This is a genomic window from Glutamicibacter soli, from assembly GCF_052322135.1.
Classification (GTDB): domain Bacteria; phylum Actinomycetota; class Actinomycetes; order Actinomycetales; family Micrococcaceae; genus Glutamicibacter; species Glutamicibacter soli.
The window spans coordinates 1,514,068-1,532,340 of record NZ_CM125969.1; the positions used below are offsets into that span (position 1 = coordinate 1,514,068).

The 18,273-nt window shown below is 66.7% G+C and carries 17 protein-coding genes and 2 tRNA genes; 15 read left to right on the forward strand and 4 right to left on the reverse strand.

Going from position 1 to position 18,273, the window contains the following annotated elements; all coding sequences use genetic code 11:
* Nucleotides 1–135: 135 nt before the first annotated feature.
* The 4 genes from ACTX90_RS07215 (at nt 136) to ACTX90_RS07230 (ending at nt 1,689) form a co-directional block, all read left to right on the forward strand.
* Nucleotides 136–208, forward strand: a tRNA-Lys gene (locus ACTX90_RS07215).
* Between the two features lie 64 nt (nt 209–272).
* A complete protein-coding gene (gene bcp, locus ACTX90_RS07220; protein WP_424572233.1) occupies nt 273–767 on the forward strand; it encodes a thioredoxin-dependent thiol peroxidase in 495 nt (164 codons plus the stop codon).
* A gap of 90 nt (nt 768–857) precedes the next feature.
* Nucleotides 858–942 (forward strand) — tRNA-Leu (locus ACTX90_RS07225).
* A 156-nt stretch (nt 943–1,098) separates the two neighbouring features.
* Nucleotides 1,099–1,689 (forward strand): MarR family winged helix-turn-helix transcriptional regulator, encoded by a 591-nt coding sequence (locus ACTX90_RS07230; protein ID WP_113607832.1) that lies wholly within the window; start codon nt 1,099–1,101, stop codon nt 1,687–1,689.
* Here ACTX90_RS07230 and ACTX90_RS07235 read toward each other — a convergent pair.
* Together ACTX90_RS07235 and ACTX90_RS07240 are read right to left on the reverse strand one after the other, a co-directional pair.
* A complete protein-coding gene (locus ACTX90_RS07235) occupies nt 1,686–3,164 on the reverse strand; it encodes an SDR family oxidoreductase (RefSeq protein ID WP_047118855.1) in 1,479 nt (492 codons plus the stop codon). The genes ACTX90_RS07230 and ACTX90_RS07235 overlap by 4 nt on opposite strands.
* Nucleotides 3,161–3,973 (reverse strand): TspO-related membrane protein, encoded by an 813-nt coding sequence (locus ACTX90_RS07240; RefSeq protein ID WP_443443644.1) that lies wholly within the window; start codon nt 3,971–3,973, stop codon nt 3,161–3,163. Before ACTX90_RS07240 ends, ACTX90_RS07235 begins: the two co-directional genes overlap by 4 nt.
* 111 nt (nt 3,974–4,084) lie before the next feature.
* Here ACTX90_RS07240 and ACTX90_RS07245 point away from each other — a divergent pair, with 111 nt between their 5' ends.
* From ACTX90_RS07245 to idi, 8 genes are all read left to right on the forward strand, one after another.
* Nucleotides 4,085–4,591 (forward strand): MarR family winged helix-turn-helix transcriptional regulator, encoded by a 507-nt coding sequence (locus ACTX90_RS07245; protein ID WP_053797870.1) that lies wholly within the window; start codon nt 4,085–4,087, stop codon nt 4,589–4,591.
* A gap of 7 nt (nt 4,592–4,598) precedes the next feature.
* On the forward strand, nt 4,599–5,693 hold the full coding sequence (locus ACTX90_RS07250; protein WP_443443646.1) for a polyprenyl synthetase family protein: 1,095 nt from the start codon (nt 4,599–4,601) through the stop codon (nt 5,691–5,693).
* A 2-nt stretch (nt 5,694–5,695) separates the two neighbouring features.
* The gene (locus ACTX90_RS07255; RefSeq protein ID WP_443443997.1) at nt 5,696–6,673 is read left to right on the forward strand and encodes a phytoene/squalene synthase family protein; all 978 of its coding nucleotides are present in this window, start codon (nt 5,696–5,698) and stop codon (nt 6,671–6,673) included.
* The gene (gene crtI / locus ACTX90_RS07260; RefSeq protein ID WP_443443648.1) at nt 6,663–8,261 is read left to right on the forward strand and encodes a phytoene desaturase family protein; all 1,599 of its coding nucleotides are present in this window, start codon (nt 6,663–6,665) and stop codon (nt 8,259–8,261) included. Before ACTX90_RS07255 ends, crtI begins: the two co-directional genes overlap by 11 nt.
* Complete coding sequence (locus ACTX90_RS07265; protein WP_113607829.1) at nt 8,258–8,605, forward strand: lycopene cyclase domain-containing protein; 348 nt, start codon at nt 8,258–8,260, stop codon at nt 8,603–8,605. The genes crtI and ACTX90_RS07265 overlap by 4 nt, the downstream gene beginning before the upstream one ends.
* Entirely contained in the window at nt 8,595–8,942 is a 348-nt protein-coding gene (locus ACTX90_RS07270; protein WP_047118859.1) for a lycopene cyclase domain-containing protein, read from the forward strand. The genes ACTX90_RS07265 and ACTX90_RS07270 overlap by 11 nt, the downstream gene beginning before the upstream one ends.
* Complete coding sequence (locus ACTX90_RS07275) at nt 8,939–9,799, forward strand: prenyltransferase (RefSeq protein ID WP_424572242.1); 861 nt, start codon at nt 8,939–8,941, stop codon at nt 9,797–9,799. The genes ACTX90_RS07270 and ACTX90_RS07275 overlap by 4 nt, the downstream gene beginning before the upstream one ends.
* 79 nt (nt 9,800–9,878) lie before the next feature.
* Nucleotides 9,879–10,400 carry an isopentenyl-diphosphate Delta-isomerase gene (gene idi, locus ACTX90_RS07280; RefSeq protein WP_443443651.1) on the forward strand — a complete coding sequence of 174 codons (522 nt, stop codon included), beginning with the start codon at nt 9,879–9,881 and terminating at the stop codon, nt 10,398–10,400.
* Between the two features lie 82 nt (nt 10,401–10,482).
* Here idi and ACTX90_RS07285 read toward each other — a convergent pair whose 3' ends face one another.
* A complete protein-coding gene (locus tag ACTX90_RS07285) occupies nt 10,483–10,872 on the reverse strand; it encodes a hypothetical protein (protein WP_161449410.1) in 390 nt (129 codons plus the stop codon).
* A gap of 91 nt (nt 10,873–10,963) precedes the next feature.
* Nucleotides 10,964–12,475, reverse strand: a complete 1,512-nt coding sequence (locus ACTX90_RS07290) for a putative bifunctional diguanylate cyclase/phosphodiesterase (protein WP_443443653.1) — start codon at nt 12,473–12,475, stop codon at nt 10,964–10,966.
* A 274-nt stretch (nt 12,476–12,749) separates the two neighbouring features.
* Here ACTX90_RS07290 and ACTX90_RS07295 point away from each other — a divergent pair, with 274 nt between their 5' ends.
* From ACTX90_RS07295 to ACTX90_RS07305, 3 genes are read left to right on the forward strand one after another with little or no spacing between them, the layout of a single operon-like run.
* The gene (locus ACTX90_RS07295; protein WP_443443655.1) at nt 12,750–14,657 is read left to right on the forward strand and encodes a cellulose biosynthesis cyclic di-GMP-binding regulatory protein BcsB; all 1,908 of its coding nucleotides are present in this window, start codon (nt 12,750–12,752) and stop codon (nt 14,655–14,657) included.
* Nucleotides 14,647–16,350: a hypothetical protein gene (locus ACTX90_RS07300; protein ID WP_443443657.1), complete on the forward strand. Its 1,704-nt coding sequence runs from the start codon at nt 14,647–14,649 to the stop codon at nt 16,348–16,350. The genes ACTX90_RS07295 and ACTX90_RS07300 overlap by 11 nt, the downstream gene beginning before the upstream one ends.
* Nucleotides 16,347–18,269, forward strand: coding sequence for a glycosyltransferase (locus ACTX90_RS07305; RefSeq protein ID WP_443443659.1), 1,923 nt, complete (start codon nt 16,347–16,349; stop codon nt 18,267–18,269). Before ACTX90_RS07300 ends, ACTX90_RS07305 begins: the two co-directional genes overlap by 4 nt.
* Nucleotides 18,270–18,273 lie beyond the last annotated feature (4 nt).

Genomic DNA, 18,273 nt, shown 5'->3' on the forward strand with positions numbered 1-18,273 from the left:
GGAATAATGATCTGACTAGTGGTTTCATGTCGACCAATGGGTGTTGCTGTACGATTTTTGATTTTCTGCGACTTCTGCGTATGATTATCTACGTCGCAAAGACCGGTTCGAAAATAACTAGTCAGAGTGAAGTTAGCGCCTTTAGCTCAATTGGTAGAGCAAATGACTCTTAATCATTAGGTTCCGGGTTCGAGTCCCGGAGGGCGCACAGCAGATCCGGCCTGATTCATCAGGCCGGATTTTTTGTATAGCTACGAAACGAGGTTTAACCGATGAGCACCGCCGCAGCACCAACCGAACGACTCTCCGTCGGAGATCTGGCCCCGAACTTCACCCTGAATGACTCGAACGGCAACGCTGTCTCGCTGTCCGACTACCGAGGCAAGAAGACCATCGTGTACTTCTACCCGGCCGCCTCCACCCCGGGCTGCACCAAGCAGGCGTGCGACTTCCGTGATTCCATCGAGTCACTCACCGGCCTCGGCTACCAGGTGCTGGGAATCTCCCCGGACGGCGTCGCCAAGCTTGAAAAGTTCGTGGCCAAGGAAGAACTGAACTTCCCACTGCTGTCTGACGAGGACCACGCTGTCGCCGAGGCCTATGGAGCCTGGGGCGAGAAGAAGAACTACGGCCGCGTCTACGAAGGTTTGATCCGCTCGACCATCGTGGTGGACGAAGACGGCAAGGTCCAGCTCGCGCAGTACAACGTGCGAGCCACCGGGCATGTCGCAAAGCTCCGCCGTGACTTGGGAATTGACCCCAAGTAATAGCCGGTGCAGTCGATTTCTTATCGACTGGCACTTCCGCTACACTAAATGAGGTCGTCATTCGGAAATCCGTTTTCCGGTGTAGCGCGAGCGAGTATGGCGGAATTGGTAGACGCGCTGGATTTAGGTTCCAGTGTCTTCGGACGTGAGAGTTCAAGTCTCTCTACTCGCACCAATGAAAACCCTGCGAACCGATTTCGGTCGCAGGGTTTCCGCATTTCACCGCAGTCTTCAGCATGCCCGGAAGCCTCAGGGCTTACCATCGAAGAAACGCCGGTAGGCCGCGGCCGAATAGGAGACTGCGCGGGAAATGAATTGGATAGGGGGAACGGTGAACGAGCGAAAGCTGCCCACGATGTATGGTCTGGCGGAATCCGACCCGGACCAGAACCTGATCAAGCGCGAGGGAGTGAGCCCGGAAGCCTTGGAGCAGATCGACCGCATCATGGCCGAGATGGGACGCATGCGCCAGCTTGAACGCCAAATCATGCGCAATTCCCAGAGCTTCATGAAGCTCAATGAGACCGACATGCGCGCCCTGCGCATGCTGATTTCCGCCAAGCACGCCGGCACCGCAGTCACCCCCGGCCAGCTCGCCCGCTATCTGGGTATTTCCAGCGCATCGGTCACCAAGATGATCGACCGGCTGATCGAGGGCGAGCATGTCGCACGCCGCCCGCATCCCACCGACCGCCGCTCCTGGTGCATCGAAGTCACCGGGCCGACGCACCTGATGGCCCGCCAGCAGGTGGGGCGCCACCATGCGCAGCGGTTCGAGGTGGCGCGGGAGTTCACCGACGCCGAGCGCGAGGTGATTATCAGGTTCCTCGCCCGGACCTCGGATGCCATGGAGGACAGCATGAACGGCGCGCAAACCGCTCTCGATGATCAGGGCAAGGAACCTGAAGCCGGTCAATCCTAGGGGCTCGTTCCCTCGGCCTGCTGCACGATGCTCTTGAGCATGCCGGAGAAGATGAATGCGTGGAACGGGCTCACCGACCACCAGTAGGCCCGCCCGGCCAGCCCGCGGGGCACGAAGATCGCCCGCTGGGTGACCTGGACCCGCTCGCCGGGCCGCTGCTCCAGGCGGAATTCAAGCCAGGCCTGGCCTGGAACCCGCATTTCCGCGCGCAGCCGCAGCAGTTGGTTGCGTTCCAGCGCTTCGACGCGCCACCAGTCGACGACATCTCCCAAGGCCAGGGTGCTGCGCGAGCGGCGCCCGCGCAATAGGCCCACCCCGCCGCTAAGCTTGTCCATCAGCCCGCGGATCCGCCACAGGCTCGGGAACACGAAATAGCCTGATTCCCCGCCGATGCGTCCGATGACCTGGTAGAGGTCTGCGGGATCAGCCTGTGTTTCCATGGTCCGCTGGTCGATGTAGATCTTGCGTCCGGCCCACTGCGGATCCGAGGGCAGCGGCTCGGCCGGCGCCGAGACCGGATGCGCGGTGGCCCAGCTGGTCTCCACCGAATCGGAGGCGATCTTCTCCAGGGCCAGGCGCACCGCGTCCGGGTAGTCGGTCAGTCCGCCCTCGGGTGGGGGGATCAGCTGATCGATGCGGTGCGAACCCATGACGCAGTCGTGCTGCAGCGAGCCGACCAGTGCGGTGGCCAGGGTGTGCGGCAGGGGAGTGACCAGGTTGACCCAGTGCGACGCCAGCTGCGGGGTGAGCACCGGCAAGGCCCAGATCCTCGGCTCGCGCAGCCCCGCCACCTTGGCGTAGATGCGCATGAGGTCCGCGTAGCTGTAGGCGCGCGGCCCGCCGATGTCGAAGGTGTCGTTCACCGGAGTGTCCAGCTCGGCACAGGCAGCCAGATAGTGCAGGGTGTCGCGCACCGCGATCGGCTGCACCCGGTTTTTCACCCAGCGCGGGGCCGGCATTACCGGGAGCACGTCGCTCAGGTGTCGGATCATCTCGAAGCTTGCCGAGCCTGACCCGATCACCAGCCCCGCCTGCAGGATCAAGGTATGAAGCCCGTCCGGATCCGGGTTCCTGTCCTGGAGCACCTCGCCCACCCGCACCCGGGATGCGAGATGCTCGCTCAGTTCGCCCTCCGGGTGCAATCCGGAGAGGTAGATCAGCTGGGCCACGGATTCTTTCCTGGCGCAATCGGCCATGGTTTGCGCGCAGCGCTCCTCGTCGGACATGAAGTTTTTGGTGCCGGACATTGAATGCACCAGGTAGTAGACGGTGTGGGCCCCGCGGCAGAATTCGGCCACCGCGTTGGCATCCTGCAAGCTGCCCTCGACCACCTCGACCTGGTCCCGCCACGGCACATCGCGCAGCCGCTGGGCGTCGCGGGCCAGCACCCGGACGCGGTGTCCTCGGCGCAGCAGCAGCGGAACCAGCCGTCCGCCGATGTAGCCGGTGGCTCCGGTGACGGCTATCAGCTTCACGGCAGGCTCCGTTCCTTGCGGGCGCGCACCGCGACGGCGAGCGCCGCCAGCAGCACCAGGCCGGCGATGGCCAGTGCCGAGATGCCGACGAGCGTGGATTCATTGGTTCCCGACAGCCGGCTGGCCCCGATCCATGCCAAGCCCCAGGCGATAGCCGCCGCGGGAGCCAGCTGGCCCCGGGTGTAGCCGGTCAGCGCCACTGCGATGGCGGCGGCCACGATCAGCAGGACGATTGCGGCCGCAACGGGCCAGGAGGCGTTGGCGCCGATTCCCAGCGAAGAAAGCCACGCGGCGGTGTTCGCCAGGCTGGCCACGCAGACCCAGCCCAGGTACACGCCGAAGGTGATCCACATGATCCAGTGCTCGGTCCGCGTCGCGCTGCCGTGGGTGCGCAGGAGCATGACGACCCAGACCAGCGACGCCAGCAGGATGAAGATGACTGCGACGCTCACGGCGAGCCATCCGGCCTGGGCGGTCAGGATCCAAGCCGCGTTCAGCAGGGCCGACAGCGAGGCCGGGCCGCGCAGCCGGTGCAGGGTTTCGGATCGGGTGCCGGCGGGAGTGAATTGGTATACCGCGAAGACGGCAAGGCCTGCATAGACCAGGGACCAGATGGAGAAGGCGGGGCCGGCCGGTGCCAGCAGGGTGGCATCCGCGCTGAGGTATCCGCCGGCGGCATTCTGGATGGGGGTGCCGCCGGCGGCGCCGCTGCCCAGGAATGATCCGTAGATGGCCAGCGCAATGGCGAGCGCGGTGCCTATTTGGGCCGCCAGGACTGGCCGGCGGGGGACTGCTATCGACTGCTGCATGATCCATCTCCTTGGGTGTCAGCTGAGAAACTTTCCGGGAAGAGTCGACAAATCCGAATACTTAAACCATGATGTATCTAGACAGGCTAAATATCAACCAAGTGAGATACCATGCCAGAGAATTCACAAGTTCCGCCCGACCCTCAGGTCTCCACCGGGGACCTCTTCCGGCTGGTCCAGCAACTGTGCCTGTCCTACGACCTGGCTCAAAATCGTTACCGTTCCCAGCTTGAGCTCAATGATTCCGACCTGCGGGCACTGAACCTGCTGCGGACGGTGGATCCGGTGAGCCCCGGGACCCTGGGGCGCTACCTGGGCCTTTCCTCGGCCGGCTCAACCACCGTGCTCGACCGGCTTGAATCGCGCGGGTTCGTCTCTCGGCATGCGCATGGCGCAGACCGCCGCCGAACCGTGATCGGGCCCGGGGCCAACTATCCGCACTGTACAGGTCCGGGGTTGGCGTTGCTGCGCAATCTGCATAGACTCTGTGAACAACTCGACGAGCCCGGCCGCGTCCGGGTTGCCGACTTGCTGCGGCAGGCCAGCGAAGAGCTTGCCGCATCCTCCCTGCCGGCCGCCGGGCCGGCACCGACGCAGACCGATGAACCAGCGAAGTAGGGACACCATGACCACACATGCAGACCGCACGGACACCCAGTCGGCGCAGCGCAGCGTCGCCTTCGCCGATGACGCGACGCTGTCGGAAATCTCCGGCCATCTAGGACACCTCACCGCATCGGCTCGCCAGCGGACCGCCAACTACTCGCGGCACGCGGCGCAGCTCTGGGACCAGCTGGGCGAGCGGCTGGCTACCGGCAAGCTGGCCAGACCCGGCCTGGTAATGCTCGGCTACGAGGCTTTCGGCGGGCGCAACCGCCGCCGGGCGCTGGACCTGGCCTGCGCGTTCGAGCTGCTGCACAACGCGCTGATCATCCACGACGACATCATCGACCGCGACTTCCTGCGCCGCGGGGCGCCGACCATCTCCGCGGTCTACCGCGACGAGGCCTCCGGCTACGGGCGCAGCCGCACCGATGCCGAGCACGTGGGCAACAGCGCCGCGCTGATCGCCGGAGACCTTCTGCTGACCGAAGCCATCAAGGTCGCGGCCCGGGCCGCTGCGGGGCTGGACAACGAGGAGCAGGTCGAAGCCTGCTTCTTCCAGGCCATCGAGCAGGCCGGCGCGGGGGAGCTGGAAGACCTGCTCTACTCGCTGCACCCGCACCCGGCCACCACGGCCGATGTGCTGCACATGGAGGAGCTGAAAACCGCAGCCTACTCGTTCCAGCTGCCGCTGCAGGCCGGAGCGCTGCTGGCTGGGGCCGATGCGCTGCAGGCGCAGCTGCTCGGAGCCATCGGGTCCAAGCTGGGGGTCGCCTACCAGGTGATCGACGACGTGCTGGGCACCTTCGGCGATCCGCAGGATACCGGCAAGCCCGTCGATTCGGATCTGCGCGAATTCAAAAGCACCATCCTGCTTTCGCTGGCTGCGGAGAATCCCGGTTTCGCGGTGCTGCTGCAGGAATTCCGCGCCGGCAACGTCGCAGCGCAAGAGGTGCGCCAGGCGATGGCCGAGCAGGACGCGGAGGCCTTCGCCCGCCAGCTGGCCCGCCAGCTGTGCACTTCAGCCACCCGTTCGGCGGCCTTTTTGCGCCTGCCCGAAGACGCCCAATACCGGTTGCACCACTGCACCCGGCTGATCCTGGAAAGGAGCTGGTGAGCATGGCCGCGGCCCGCCCCACCGCCCTGCAGACCTACTCCCGCACCGCGGCCCGCAGCGCCCGGCTGGTGCTCGGGGAGTACTCCACCTCCTTCTCGCTGGCCTGCCGGATGCTGGATGCCGCCAGCGCCGCGCATATCGCGAACATCTACGCCCTGGTCCGCCTCGCCGATGAGGTGGTGGACGGCGTCGCCAGCCAGGCCGGCCTGAACCCGCAGGCGGTATGCGACTGCCTGGACGAGTTGCAGGCGCAGACGGCCCTGGCCCTGCAGCGCGGCTACAGCACGAATCTGGTGGTGCATGCCTTCGCGCTCACCGCCCGCGAGACCGGCATCACCGAAAAGCTCACCGACCCGTTTTTCGCCTCGATGCGCGCGGATCTGAGTGTGCACCGGCACAGCGAGCAGAGCCTGCGCGAATACATCTACGGCTCCGCCGAGGTGGTCGGGCTGATGTGCCTGCAGGTGTTCCGCGCCATGCCCTCGGCCCCGGCCGAAACCCCCGCGCAGGCGCAGCTGGCCGAGCGCGCCGCGCGCAGCCTGGGCGCAGCCTTCCAGAAGGTGAACTTCCTGCGCGACCTGGCCACCGACAGCCGGCAGCTGGAGCGCGTGTACTTCCCGGGGATCGATCCCGAGCACTTCACCGAAGCGCGCAAGCGGGAGCTGGTGGCTGACATCGAGACGGACCTGGCCCATGCCCGCGCCGGGCTGCCCTATCTGGCGCCGGCCGCGGCCCGCGCGGTGCGCATGGCCCACGACCTGTTCGCCCGGCTGAACCGCCAGCTGGACAAGGCCCCGGCAGAGCAGCTGCTCACCGCGCGCATCTCGGTCTCCGCACCGCGCAAGGCGCTGATCGCCGCCCGCGTGCTTGCCACGGGGCACCGCTGGCGCGCCCCCGACCCCGGCCCCAATCCCGGGCCCGCCGGGCAAGCCCCGCACGTGGCGCAGCTTCCGTTGAGCGGGGGACCGCATGCAGCCTGAACCCAAGCACGTCGTGGTCATCGGCGCCGGATTCTCCGGCCTGGCCAGCGCCGGCCTGCTCGCCGCGCGCGGCCACCAGGTCACCGTGCTCGAACAGCACGAGCACGTGGGCGGGCGCTCCGGGCGCCTGGAACGCGAGGGCTTCCGCTTCGACACCGGACCGTCCTGGTACCTGATGCCCGAGGTTTTCGAGCACTGGTTCGCCCTGATGGGAAGCAGCGTGCAGGAGCAATTGCAGCTGCGCCGGCTGCCGGTGGGCTACCGCACCTTCTTCGAGCACGACGCCGAACCGGTGGACGTGGGCACCGGCCAGGCGGCGCGCGAGCTGTTCGAGCAGCTGGAACCCGGCAGCGGCGCGAAACTGGACACCTACCTGGCCCGCGCCGCGACCGGCTACCAGCTGGCCTTGGAGCACTTCCTCTACGACGACTTCCACCACCCGCGGGGCCTGCTGCGCCCGAGCATCCTCAAGCACCTGCCGCAGCTGCTTCCGCTGCTGGCCGGCAGCCTGCACGGGCACATCGCCCGGCGCTTTTGCAGCACACCCGCCCGCCAGATCCTGGGCTACCCGGCGGTGTTCCTGGGCTCCAGCCCGCGGCGCACCCCGGCGCTCTACCAGCTGATGAGCCACCTGGACCTGAGCCAGGGGGTGCAGTACCCGCTGGGCGGGTTCGCCGCCGTGGCCGACGCGATGGCCGACCTGGCCCGCAGCCACGGGGCACGCATCGAGCTCGGCGCCACGGCCACCGGGATCGACACCGGCCAGAATCGTGATGGACACAATCCTGCGGTGCGCGCGGTGCGCTGGATCGACGCCGAAGGCCGGGAACAGCACACGACGGCCGACGTGGTGATCGGGGCCGCCGACGCCCGCCACCTGGATTCCACGCTGCTGCCGCAGCAGCTGCACACCCACACGGCCAAGCGCTTCGAATCCCTGGACCCGGGCCCCAGCGCGGTGCTTCTCTGCTTGGGAATCACCGGCACGCTGCCGCAGCTGGAACACCACAACCTGCTGTTCACCAAGGACTGGGACGACAACTTCGCCCGCATCCGCGAAGGCCAACCGCTGCGCGGGGAAACCAGCATCTACGTGTGCAAACCCAGCGCTACCGACCCCGGCGTCGCGCCGGCCGGATGCGAAAACGTGTTCATCCTGGTTCCCGCCCCGGCCGCGGCCGCCTGGGGAACCGGCGGACCCGACGGGCAGGGGGACCCGGCCGTGGAGCAGGTCGCGGACGCAGCCATCGACCAGCTGTCGCGCTGGGCGAAGATCCCGGACCTGCGCGAGCGGATCATCGTGCGCCAGAGCATCGGCCCCGAGGATTTCGCACAGCAGTACGGCGCCTACCGGGGCGGAGCCCTGGGCCTGGCGCACACCCTGCGCCAAAGCGCCATGTTCCGCCCGTCCAACCGCAGTTCCACCGTCGACGGGCTCTACTATGCAGGCAGCACCGTCCGCCCCGGCGTCGGGGTGCCCATGTGCCTGATCAGCGGCGAGCTGGCGGCCAAGGCCGTCGAGGGGATCAGCGCCCCGGGCGCGCTGGACCCGGCAGGCTTCGCGACCCGGGACAGGACGGCCCCATGATCTACCTGCTCATTCTGATCGCCCTGCTGGGTTGCATGCTGCTGTGCGACGCGAAGGGCAAACTGTTCATCTTCCGCCACCCATTGCGCGCGGTGATCGCCCTGGCCGCAGGCACCGGCTTCTTCGTCCTGTGGGACGTGCTGGCCATCGAGCGGGGCATCTTCCTGCACCGCGAGTCCGAGCTGATGACCGGTCTGATGGTGGGGGACCAGTTCCCGCTGGAAGAAGTCTTTTTCCTGCTGTTCCTGTGCTATTCATCGATGATCGTGGTCACCGGCTGGCCGGTGGCCACCACCTGGCTGCGCCGCACACTGCAGCGGAAGGGAGCGGAGAATGTTTCTTGAACTCAGCCTCTGGTTCACCGCCGCCGCAGCGCTGACACTGGCCGCCGCCCTGCTGGTCCGCCGGATCCCGTTGCGCCGGGTCGCGGGCCAGCTGGGAGCGGCGCTGGCCGTCATGGTGGTGCTGACCGCCATCTTCGACAACCTCATGATCTACGCCGGGCTCTTCGACTACGGCCAGCACACGCTGACCGGCGTGCGCATCGGCCTGGCGCCGATCGAGGATTTCTTCTACCCGGTGTGCGCGGTCCTGTTCGTCTCCGGGCTCTGGTGGCTTCTCTCAGCCGCCCCGCGCGACCAGGACACGAGACCGGAACCCACCGCGAGGAGCGCACGATGATCAAGGAACTGCTGCTCACCTCCCGCCCGATCTCCTGGGTGAACACCGCCTACCCCTTCGCCGCCGCCTACCTGCTGGCCGGCGGCGGAATCGACTGGAAATTCGTGGTCGGCACGCTGTTCTTCCTGATTCCCTACAACCTGCTGATGTACGGGGTCAACGACGTGTTCGACTACGAATCGGACCTGCGCAACCCGCGCAAGGGCGGTGTCGAGGGCGCGCTGCTCGCGAAGGAATCGCACACGGCGGTGCTGCGCTGGTGCCTGCTGGCCACCGCGCCCTTCGTGCTGGTGCTGGCGCTCGCCGGGACGGCTGCTTCGAACCTGGTGCTGCTGGTGTCGCTGGCCGCGGTGCTCGCCTACAGCGCGCCGAAGCTGCGTTTCAAGGAACGCCCGGGCCTGGACTCGGTGACCAGCGCGGTGCACTTCGTCTCCCCGGCGGTGTACGGCTGGGTGCTGGCCGGCACCGCCCTGGGCGCCGCGCAGTGGCTCGTCTTCACCGCCTTCCTGTTGTGGGGCATTGCCAGCCACGCGCTGGGGGCCATCCAGGACATCATCCCGGACCGCGAGGCTGGGCTGGGATCCATCGCCACCGTCAGCTCGGCAAGGACCACGCTCTATCTGGTGCTCGGCGCGTACCTGACGGCGGGCATCCTGCTGTTCGCCTCGCTGGACGGGCTGCCCGCGCTGGCCGGCTTGCTGGCCATTCCCTACGTGCTTAATGTCCTGCCCCACCTGGGTGTCACGGATGAGACCTCGGGGAGCGCCAACAAGGCCTGGAAGCGGTTCCTGTGGATCAACTACGTCTGCGGGTTCCTGCTGACCATGCTGATCATCGCGGTGCTGAGTTTTGGGTGAGCTACGCGGCACCGCCGCGTCCGGCAGCCCTGGCGAGCCCGGGCCCCGTGGCCGCGAAAGCTCGGGTACGGTTGAGATCATGGACGTAATCCTGCTTTCAGAGACCGGCGAACCCATCGGCACATGTCCCAAGGAACTTGTACACACTACCGACACGGCCCTGCACCAGGCGTTCTCCTGCCATGTTCTCAATACCGAGGGACAGGTGCTGGTCACCCGCAGGTCGCTGGACAAGAAAACCTGGCCCGGGGTCTGGACCAATTCCTTCTGCGGCCACCCGCAGCCCGGCGAGTCCTTCGAGGACGCCATCAGCCGCCACGCCCAACGCGAACTGGGCATGAAGATCAGCGGCCTGTCCGTGGTGCTGCCCGACTTCCGCTACCGGGCGGTTGATGCCTCGGGCATCGTGGAAAACGAGATTTGCCCGGTGTTCACCGCGGTGATCGACTCGGAGCTGGCTCCGGCGCCCGATGAAGTCATGGACTACCACTGGGTGGATCCGCTGCAACTGGGCAGGGCCATGACCGCCACCCCCTGGGCGTTCAGCCCGTGGCTGGTCACGCAGGCCCCGGACATGGACCTCTACGGCCTTCGCGGCTGAACCGCCATTACTCCGCCGTGCTTGCAGCTGGCCCCGGACACGACGTCCAGTCGTGTCAGGGGCCCAGCGGCGTTGCGGCGGCTCAGCGCTGGCCGAGGTACGCCAGCGCGGCGGCCCGTGCGGTGAAGTAGCGCGAGGTGATCGCGTCGTCCAGCTCGGGCAGGATGAAGCCGGCAAGCACCTCGTCCATCAGGCTCTCGCCCAGGAAGGCCAACCGTGTGGGTCGTGAATTGGAGGACAGGACCCCTGCGACCTCAGGGCAGACATTGCTCAGGCCCGAAACGTTGATCAGCACCCGCGCTGGATGGCTGCCCGAATGATGCTGCAGGCTCTGCACCAGACGCGCGGTGTCGTCTGCGCCGAGGCTCATGCCCGGGCTGAAGGTGACTTCGAGAAGTTTTCCCGGTAAGCGCGTGATGCTCCACGCCCGCGCGGATGTGCCGGTCGCTCCGGCCATTGATGATTGATTCATAGATCCCCATATGCTCAGTGTGAACGGGGCCCCGCCGGGTGCCGCGAGTGCGAGTCAGGCCACCGGGGGATTGCTCCCGCATATGCCCAGTCTACCCACGCTCAGGAGGGAGCGAAGCACGTTTCGCCGAGGCGCCGACGTGGTAGCCCTGCGCTGTGCCCACTCCCAGTGCCCGCAGCGCCTGCGCCTGCTGGTCGGTGCGCACCGCCACGGCAATGCAATCCAGTGCCAGGGCATCGGCCATGGCCACGATCGCGCGCAGCACCTCGTGCTTGACCCGATCCGTCTCGATGCCATTGGTCAGGGACTTATCGAGCTTGATGCCGCCTAACGGCAGTCTCGCGAGATAGCCGAAGGACGAGTATCCGGCACCGAACTTGTCGAGATACACCTGGATGCCCAGCTCCCTGAGCTTGCGCATGGTGCGCAATTCCGCGCCGTCTTCCGAGATGAAATGCCCCTCGGTGACCTCCAGGACCAGGTTCGCGGCGGGCATTTGCAGTACAGCCAGCTCCTTGGCCAGCTGCGCGGCGAACGCATCCTCCCGCAAAGCGATGTGGTTGATATTCAGATGCAGGCGGCAGTCCGCGGAAATTTCCCCGCTGCGGCGCCACGAGGAGAAATCGTCCAGTGAATTGCGCACCATGCGGTGGCGCACCGCCGGCAGCAACCCGGACTGCTTCGCCAGAGGTACAAAGATCTCAGGCGGGATCAGGCCCTTCTCCGGATGATCCCACCGGGCACGGGCTTTATACGCCAGGACGCGTGAGGTTTCAAGATCGACGATCGGCAGGTAGTCCGCGTAAATCTCCTCGGTGCGCACCGCACTGCGCAAGTCCGCGATCAGCTGGGACTTGGTGACGCGCTCGACGAGCATGTGCTGCGCGAAACGCTGGACCTTGTCGGTTTTGGAACGCTTGGCCTCGTACATGGCGGTGTCGGCCTGCTGCATCCATTGCTCGGCATCCAATGACGCATCCGCCTGGGCGTAGCCGATGCTCACCCCGGGATTGATGACGATTGACTCCAGAACCATCGGCTGGTTCAGCTCGGCCAGCAACCGTGCGGCAAAGCCCGGGGCATCGGAGGAGTCCAGATGCACCAGCAGCGCGAATTCGTCCCCGCCCAGGCGCGCCGCGACATCGGTGTCGCGCACGATGCGCCGCAGACGGGTGGTGATCTCCTGCAGGACCAGGTCGCCCAGATGGTGGCCGTGGGTGTCGTTGATGAGCTTGAAGGAATCGAGGTCCAGCACGAACAAAGCGCTGGCAGGCTCACCGCGGGACACCTCGGCAAGCTGGGAATCAAGATGCCGGCCCAGCTCCGCCCGGTTGGCCAGCCCGGTCAGCGGATCGCTGTAGGCCAGGATCCGCAGCTGCTCTCCGGCCGATTCGAGCTGGGCGGTGCGCCGGACCACCTGTTCGTCGAGCCGGCCATAGAGTTCGGACAGCCGCGCGGACATGGCGTTGAACCCCACGATAATCGCATCGATGCCGTCGCGCCGGCTGCTGGGTTCCAGAAACGTCCTGAAATCCCCGGTAGCGGTGCGAAGGATTGCGTCGATGAGCTCTTTGATCCTCGGGTCATCGGCCGACTCATGCACAGGTGCGTCCCTTCATTGTCCGGCTTGTGTCCAAGCCAACTAGAGTTCTAGCACATTATTTTTTGTTTTTGCCCATAACGGTCAGTAGTTTTAGAGTGCGGAGTTTGACAGGCCGGTCCGGAAACGGTCCCGGCGGCAGCCACGACGTGCACACTGCTCTGGGGATTGCAGCACGCTGGATCGGGATTGCCGGGTCTTTCTAGGTGGGGTACCGCAGCTGTCTGTGTCCTAGCCACCGGTCTCGAAAATTTCGGGCCCGGCCCTTTGGAGAAATGTGAACCGAAAAATCCTGGTCCCTGTCCTCGGCTCCGCGCTCATGCTGAGCCTGCTGCCTTCGGCACCTGCGCTGGCCGATGAATCCGTGAAGGTCAGCCAGCCGGCCTCCACCAGCGACACCGGAGCTTGGGCAACCGTTACGGTGCCCGTGGCACAGGGGCTGAAGCCTGCGTCGATCAAGGGCCGGGTCTCGACCACGGCCACGGACGGGCAGCTGCAGCTACGCGTCGGCAAGGACATCATCAAGTCCCTGCCGGTCGCCCAGTCCGGCGCATTCGACCTGCCGCTGAACGCGAAGCACGCGGCGGAGAACGGCACCTTGGATGTTGCGGTCCGCTGGCTTCCCGAGTCCCGGGAAGGCCGCTGCCTGAGCGTCGAACCGCAGCAGGTTGAGCTCTCCCAGGTACAGCTTCAGGCTGCGGGCGAGGCCAAGGCCCCTGAATCGGTGGCGCAGTTTTTTGCAAGCTCGCCCGGCTCGGTGTCCATCCAGGGTGAAGGCGAAGCCTCGCAGGCTGCGCTGAGCGCGGTCCCCGCTCTGGCCGCTGCCTTCCCGTCCGCCGATATCGCCTGGAATGCCGCGGATGCGGATTACACCGTCGCCTTCGAGCTCGCAGAGCAGGGCATGAAGCTTGCCCTGGATCGCGCCGGAACCACCTTGCGGATCAGCGGGACCGCGGAGCAGCTGGCAGAGCTCGACACCGTGATCCGCAGCCGGGCACTCACCCTGGCGGTCGGCCGCCACGTAGACGCCGAGTCAGCGCCGGTCCAGGGCGAGCGCTGGACCCCGGCGGAGGTGATGAGCTTCGCGGATCTCGGCGCCACCGCACCGAAGCTGGAGGGCTACGGCCAATCCTCGCTGTACATCGGAGTGGACGAGGCCCAGCTCGGTTCAAGCCTAGACGGAGCCCAGGTGCATCTGTCCGGGACGCACAGCGCCATCCCGGAGAATACCGAAGCGGCCCTGAACGTGTATTGGAACGACCAGCTGGTCGATTCCTTCGTGCTGGATCAGAGCACCGCGCTCAACGCGGACATCCAGATCCCGCAGTCGCTGGTCACCTCGCGCAACGGCTTGCGCCTCCAGCTGGATGCCGCGGCGCAGGGCGCAAACTGCGCCATCGCCGGCACTTTGCCGGTCCAGGTGCATCTGGATGGTAGCGCCAGCACCGTGACCCCGCAGTACGGCGCGGGCCGCGCCGCGGGATTCGAGATGCTGCCGCAGCAAACCGCAGGCGAAGTGGGCCTCGCCCTGGGCGCCGGGACTTCCGCGGAGACGGCAAATGCGCTCGCCACCAGCCTGCTGGCCTCGTTGCAACAGGCCAGCGCCGTGCCGTTGCACGTGCAGAACCTTGCCATCGAGGATGTGGCCGGCTCGCCGCTGAGCACCGTGGTGGTGGGAGGCGAAGCGCAGCTTGCCGATGAGCTCGGCGCGCCGTTGCGCCTGGAACGTTTCCGCACCATCGAATCCTCCGTGCTCTCCGCGGGGGTGGGCACCGAGGAGCCGTACGCCGCGCTGCAGGCCTTCGAGGATTCGGGTCGCGCCGTGCTGCTGGCCGGCGGCTGGTCGCCAGACGGAACAGCCACCGATGCGCTGTATCACGATCTAGCCGACCGGGTGGCGCCAGCCGCCGGCGGCTGGTCTTCGCTCTCGCGCAACCTGCTGGTCGCGCAGGAGGGCGCCGCGCCGGTCCTGGTGGAAAGCAATGCGTTGATCCCGCAGGATTCGCTCACCGACGACTACCGCCCCTACGCCTGGTGGGCGGCCGGCGGCGTCGCGGCCCTGGTCCTGGCCGGTCTGGCTGGCGCGTTCGCCTTGCGCAGGTCCAACCGCCGAGCCAAGGCGCAGGCGGCCGCGGAGGCGGCAGCCGGCGGCCCGCAGTCCGTAACCTCATCCAATGAGCGCTAGCACCGGCACGGCCCCGAAACAATCAATAGTTTCGCGGCTGCAGCGTGCCTGGCGGCTGCTGGGCGCCCCGCCGGAGGTGCGCAAGGTGCCCGGCTCCGTGCTGGTGGCGCTTGCCGCCGGGCTGCTCGGACTGGCGGCCAGCGCCGTCACCGTGCCCAGCGGCTGGGCCATGGCCTACTCCGACGCCCAGAGCCACCTGACCATCGCGCGACGCGTGATCGACTCGATGGCTCCCGGCTTCGAACAGCTGGGCACCGTATGGCTGCCGGTGCCGCACCTGCTGCTGATCCCGCTGGTGGCGATCGACCCGCTCTTCCATACCGGGTGGGCCGCGGCCCTGCTGGGAAGCGCCGCCTTGTCCGGTACCGCCGCGGGACTCTACCGCATCGCGGCCCGTCTGGGCATCGGCCGTGCCGGCCGCCTGGCGATGCTGGTTCTGCTGCTGGCCAACCCCAGCGTGCTGTATCTCTACACCACGGCGCTGACCGAACCGGTGCTGCTGCTGTTCCTCGTCGCCGCACTGTCCGGATTGAGCCGCTGGGCGCTGGCGCCGCGCAGGATGAGCGCCGGGGAGCTGGCGGTCTTCGCCGGAATTCCCACCGCGGCGGCCATGCTCTCGCGCTACGAAGGATGGATGCTGGCGCTGACCGGCACCATTTTCGTGTGCGTGGTGACCCTGCGACGTACCCGTTCGCTCCAGCAGATGATCATCATGGCCGCCGGATACGCATGGATTCCCGCGCTGGCGGTGTGCTGGTGGCTGGCCTACAACTGGGGGATCTACGGGGACCCGTTGGAATTCATGTTCGGCCCCTACTCGGCCGGCGCCCAGCAGTCCTCTATCAGCAGCAGCGGCCTGCTACCCACCAAGGGCAATTTGGGGCTGACCCTGCTCACGTTCCATTCCTCGGTGCTGGGCACCGCCGGAGTGCTGCTGCTCGTGCTCGCCGGTGCGGGCCTGCTGGTCGCCGCCTACCGGTGGCGCCTGCAAACGCCGGGGCTGGTGCTCTGGCTGACCTCCAGCGCCTATGTCTTCGCGGTGGTGAGCATGTACTTGGGCCAGACCGCGATCAACAACGCGCATTCGCTGCCCAGCACCTGGTGGAACAACCGCTTCGCCATGACCGCCATGCCGTTTTTCCTGCTGGCGGCGGCGCTGGCAGTGGACGCCGGCGGGCAGTGGCTCACGCGGAAGGACAACTGGCGACTTCAGGCGCGGCAGGTGCTGCGCGCGGGCGCGGCGGCCGGGCTCGGCGCGGCAGTGCTGCTGCAGCTTGGCTGGTGGATTGCCGGTCCCGTCGATCGCGCGCCGGTGCTGGCCGAGGCCGCCATGAGCGCCGGCTCCACCCGGTATTCCACCGAGGCGGCGCAGTGGCTGGCGCAGAACTACGACGGCGGCGGGCTGCTGCTTGATGAAAGCGCCCGAGGCAACGCGATCGTGCCGCTGCTGGGCATCGATATCTCGCAGATCTTCCTGCGCGCCTCCGGGGACAACTTCACCCAGGCCCTGGACAACCCGGCGGCGCATGCCCGCTGGGTGCTGCTGAATGTCGAAAAGGACGGGGCGCCGGTCAATTCAGGGCCGGTGGACCTGGTCGACCAGGCGTTCATCGCGCGGCCCTCTGCGCGGGCCAGCTACCGAACCGTCTACACCTCGCCCACGCACGCCGTGCTGCAAAGGATCGATCGATGAACTCCGCCTACAAGCCCTTGGGGCAGCTGCTGGTGGATCAGCATCTGGCAACCCAGTCCGACATCGACCGGGCCTTGGAAGACCAGCGCCGCGAAGGCGGACTGCTCGGCCGCCACCTGCTGCTGGCCGGGGCCGTGCAACGCCGCGACATGTACGCCGCGCTCGCCGGACAGTGGGGCACCACGCTGGTTGACCTGGTCGAAGATCCGCCGCAACCGGATCTGCTGGCGGAACTCGACCATGAATGGGCATTGTCTTCGGCCTGGCTGCCCTACCGGCGGCAGGATGACGGGCGGATCACGATCGCTACCTGCACTGCGCCGACCCCTGCCGTCCTGGCGGAAGCCCGGCAACTTCTCGGCGCGCCGGTGGATGTCGTGGCGACGACCGACTGGGACATCCAGCAGGCGCTCCAGGCGAGCTTCCGCCGGGAAATGCTCTATGACGCGGCGGACCGGCTGTCCGTGGACGATCCCGCCCAGTCAGCGAAAGTCGCATTGACAATTTGGCAAATGGTCCTTCCCGCGATCCTGCTGGCGGTGTTCATCGCCGGACTCGTGGTGGACTTCCGCCGGACGATGATCGTGGTCCTCTTCGCGGCGAACATCAGCTTTGCCACAAGCATCCTGTTTAAGACGGTTGCCAGCATCAATGCCCCGATCCAGCGCGCCCGCCGCCGGCTGGCCGCGCGCAGGCTCGGGCTGTGGCGGAAGCGCTACGGGGTCAAGGCACCGAGCACGGATCGCATGCCCGACGACGAACTGCCGATCTACACCATCCTGATCCCCGCGTTCCACGAGGCGAACATCATCGCCAAGCTGCTGGAGAACATCGGCGCGCTGGACTACCCGAAATCCAAGCTGGAAGTGTTGCTGCTGCTGGAAGAAGACGACCAGGAAACCATCGCCGCGGCCAAGGCGGCGGCCCCGCCGAGCAATGTGCGCATCCTGGTGGTCCCGCGCGGGGTGCCGCAGACCAAGCCCCGTGCCTGCAACTACGGATTGGCGATGGCCAATGGAGAGTTCGTGGTGATCTATGATGCGGAGGACCGGCCGGAACCGGACCAGCTTCGCAAGGCGATCGATGCGTTCCGCGAAGACGAGCGGATCAGGTCGCAGGTTGACGGCACCGTGCGCCCGCTCGTGTGCGTGCAGGCGGCGCTGAACTATTTCAACGCGGAGCACAACGTGCTCACCAAGATGTTCGCGGTCGAGTATTCGCATTGGTTTGATTCCATGCTTCCCGGCCTTGAAGGCACGGGGATTCCGCTGCCTCTGGGCGGCACGTCCAACCACTTCCGTGCGCGCCAGCTGCGTGAATTGGGCGGCTGGGATCCGTGGAACGTGACCGAGGACGCCGATTTGGGGCTTCGCGCCAGCGTGCGCGGCTTCCGGGTGGGCATCATCAATTCGACCACTTGGGAGGAGGCCTGTTCGAAGGTCCCGGCGTGGATCAGGCAGCGCACCCGGTGGATCAAGGGCTACATGGTGACCGCGGCGGTCAACATGCGCCGCCCGCTGCGTTTCGCCAAACGCACCGGGCTGGGCGGCGCCGTCGGCATGATCGGGTTGATTGCCGGAACCCCGCTGGCGTTCTTGGCGTATCCGCTGGTGCTTGGTTTCACCATCGTGACCTACATCGGCGTGCAGTTCATCGGCCTGGATCTTCCCCAAGGCCTGCTCGCCCTGGGCTGGGGCACCATGATCTTCGGCAACGCCATGATGATTGTGGTCTCCGGTATCGTCGCGTGGCGACGCTACGGTGCGCGGGTGGCGGCCTTCGCGCTGCTGAACCCCGCTTATTGGGTCTTGCATTCCATCGCGGCATGGCGCGCGGCCTACCAAATGGTCCGTACCCCGCACGTGTGGGAGAAGACCCCGCATGGACTGGATGAAGAGGACGAGTTCCTGGCCAGCTGAGCAG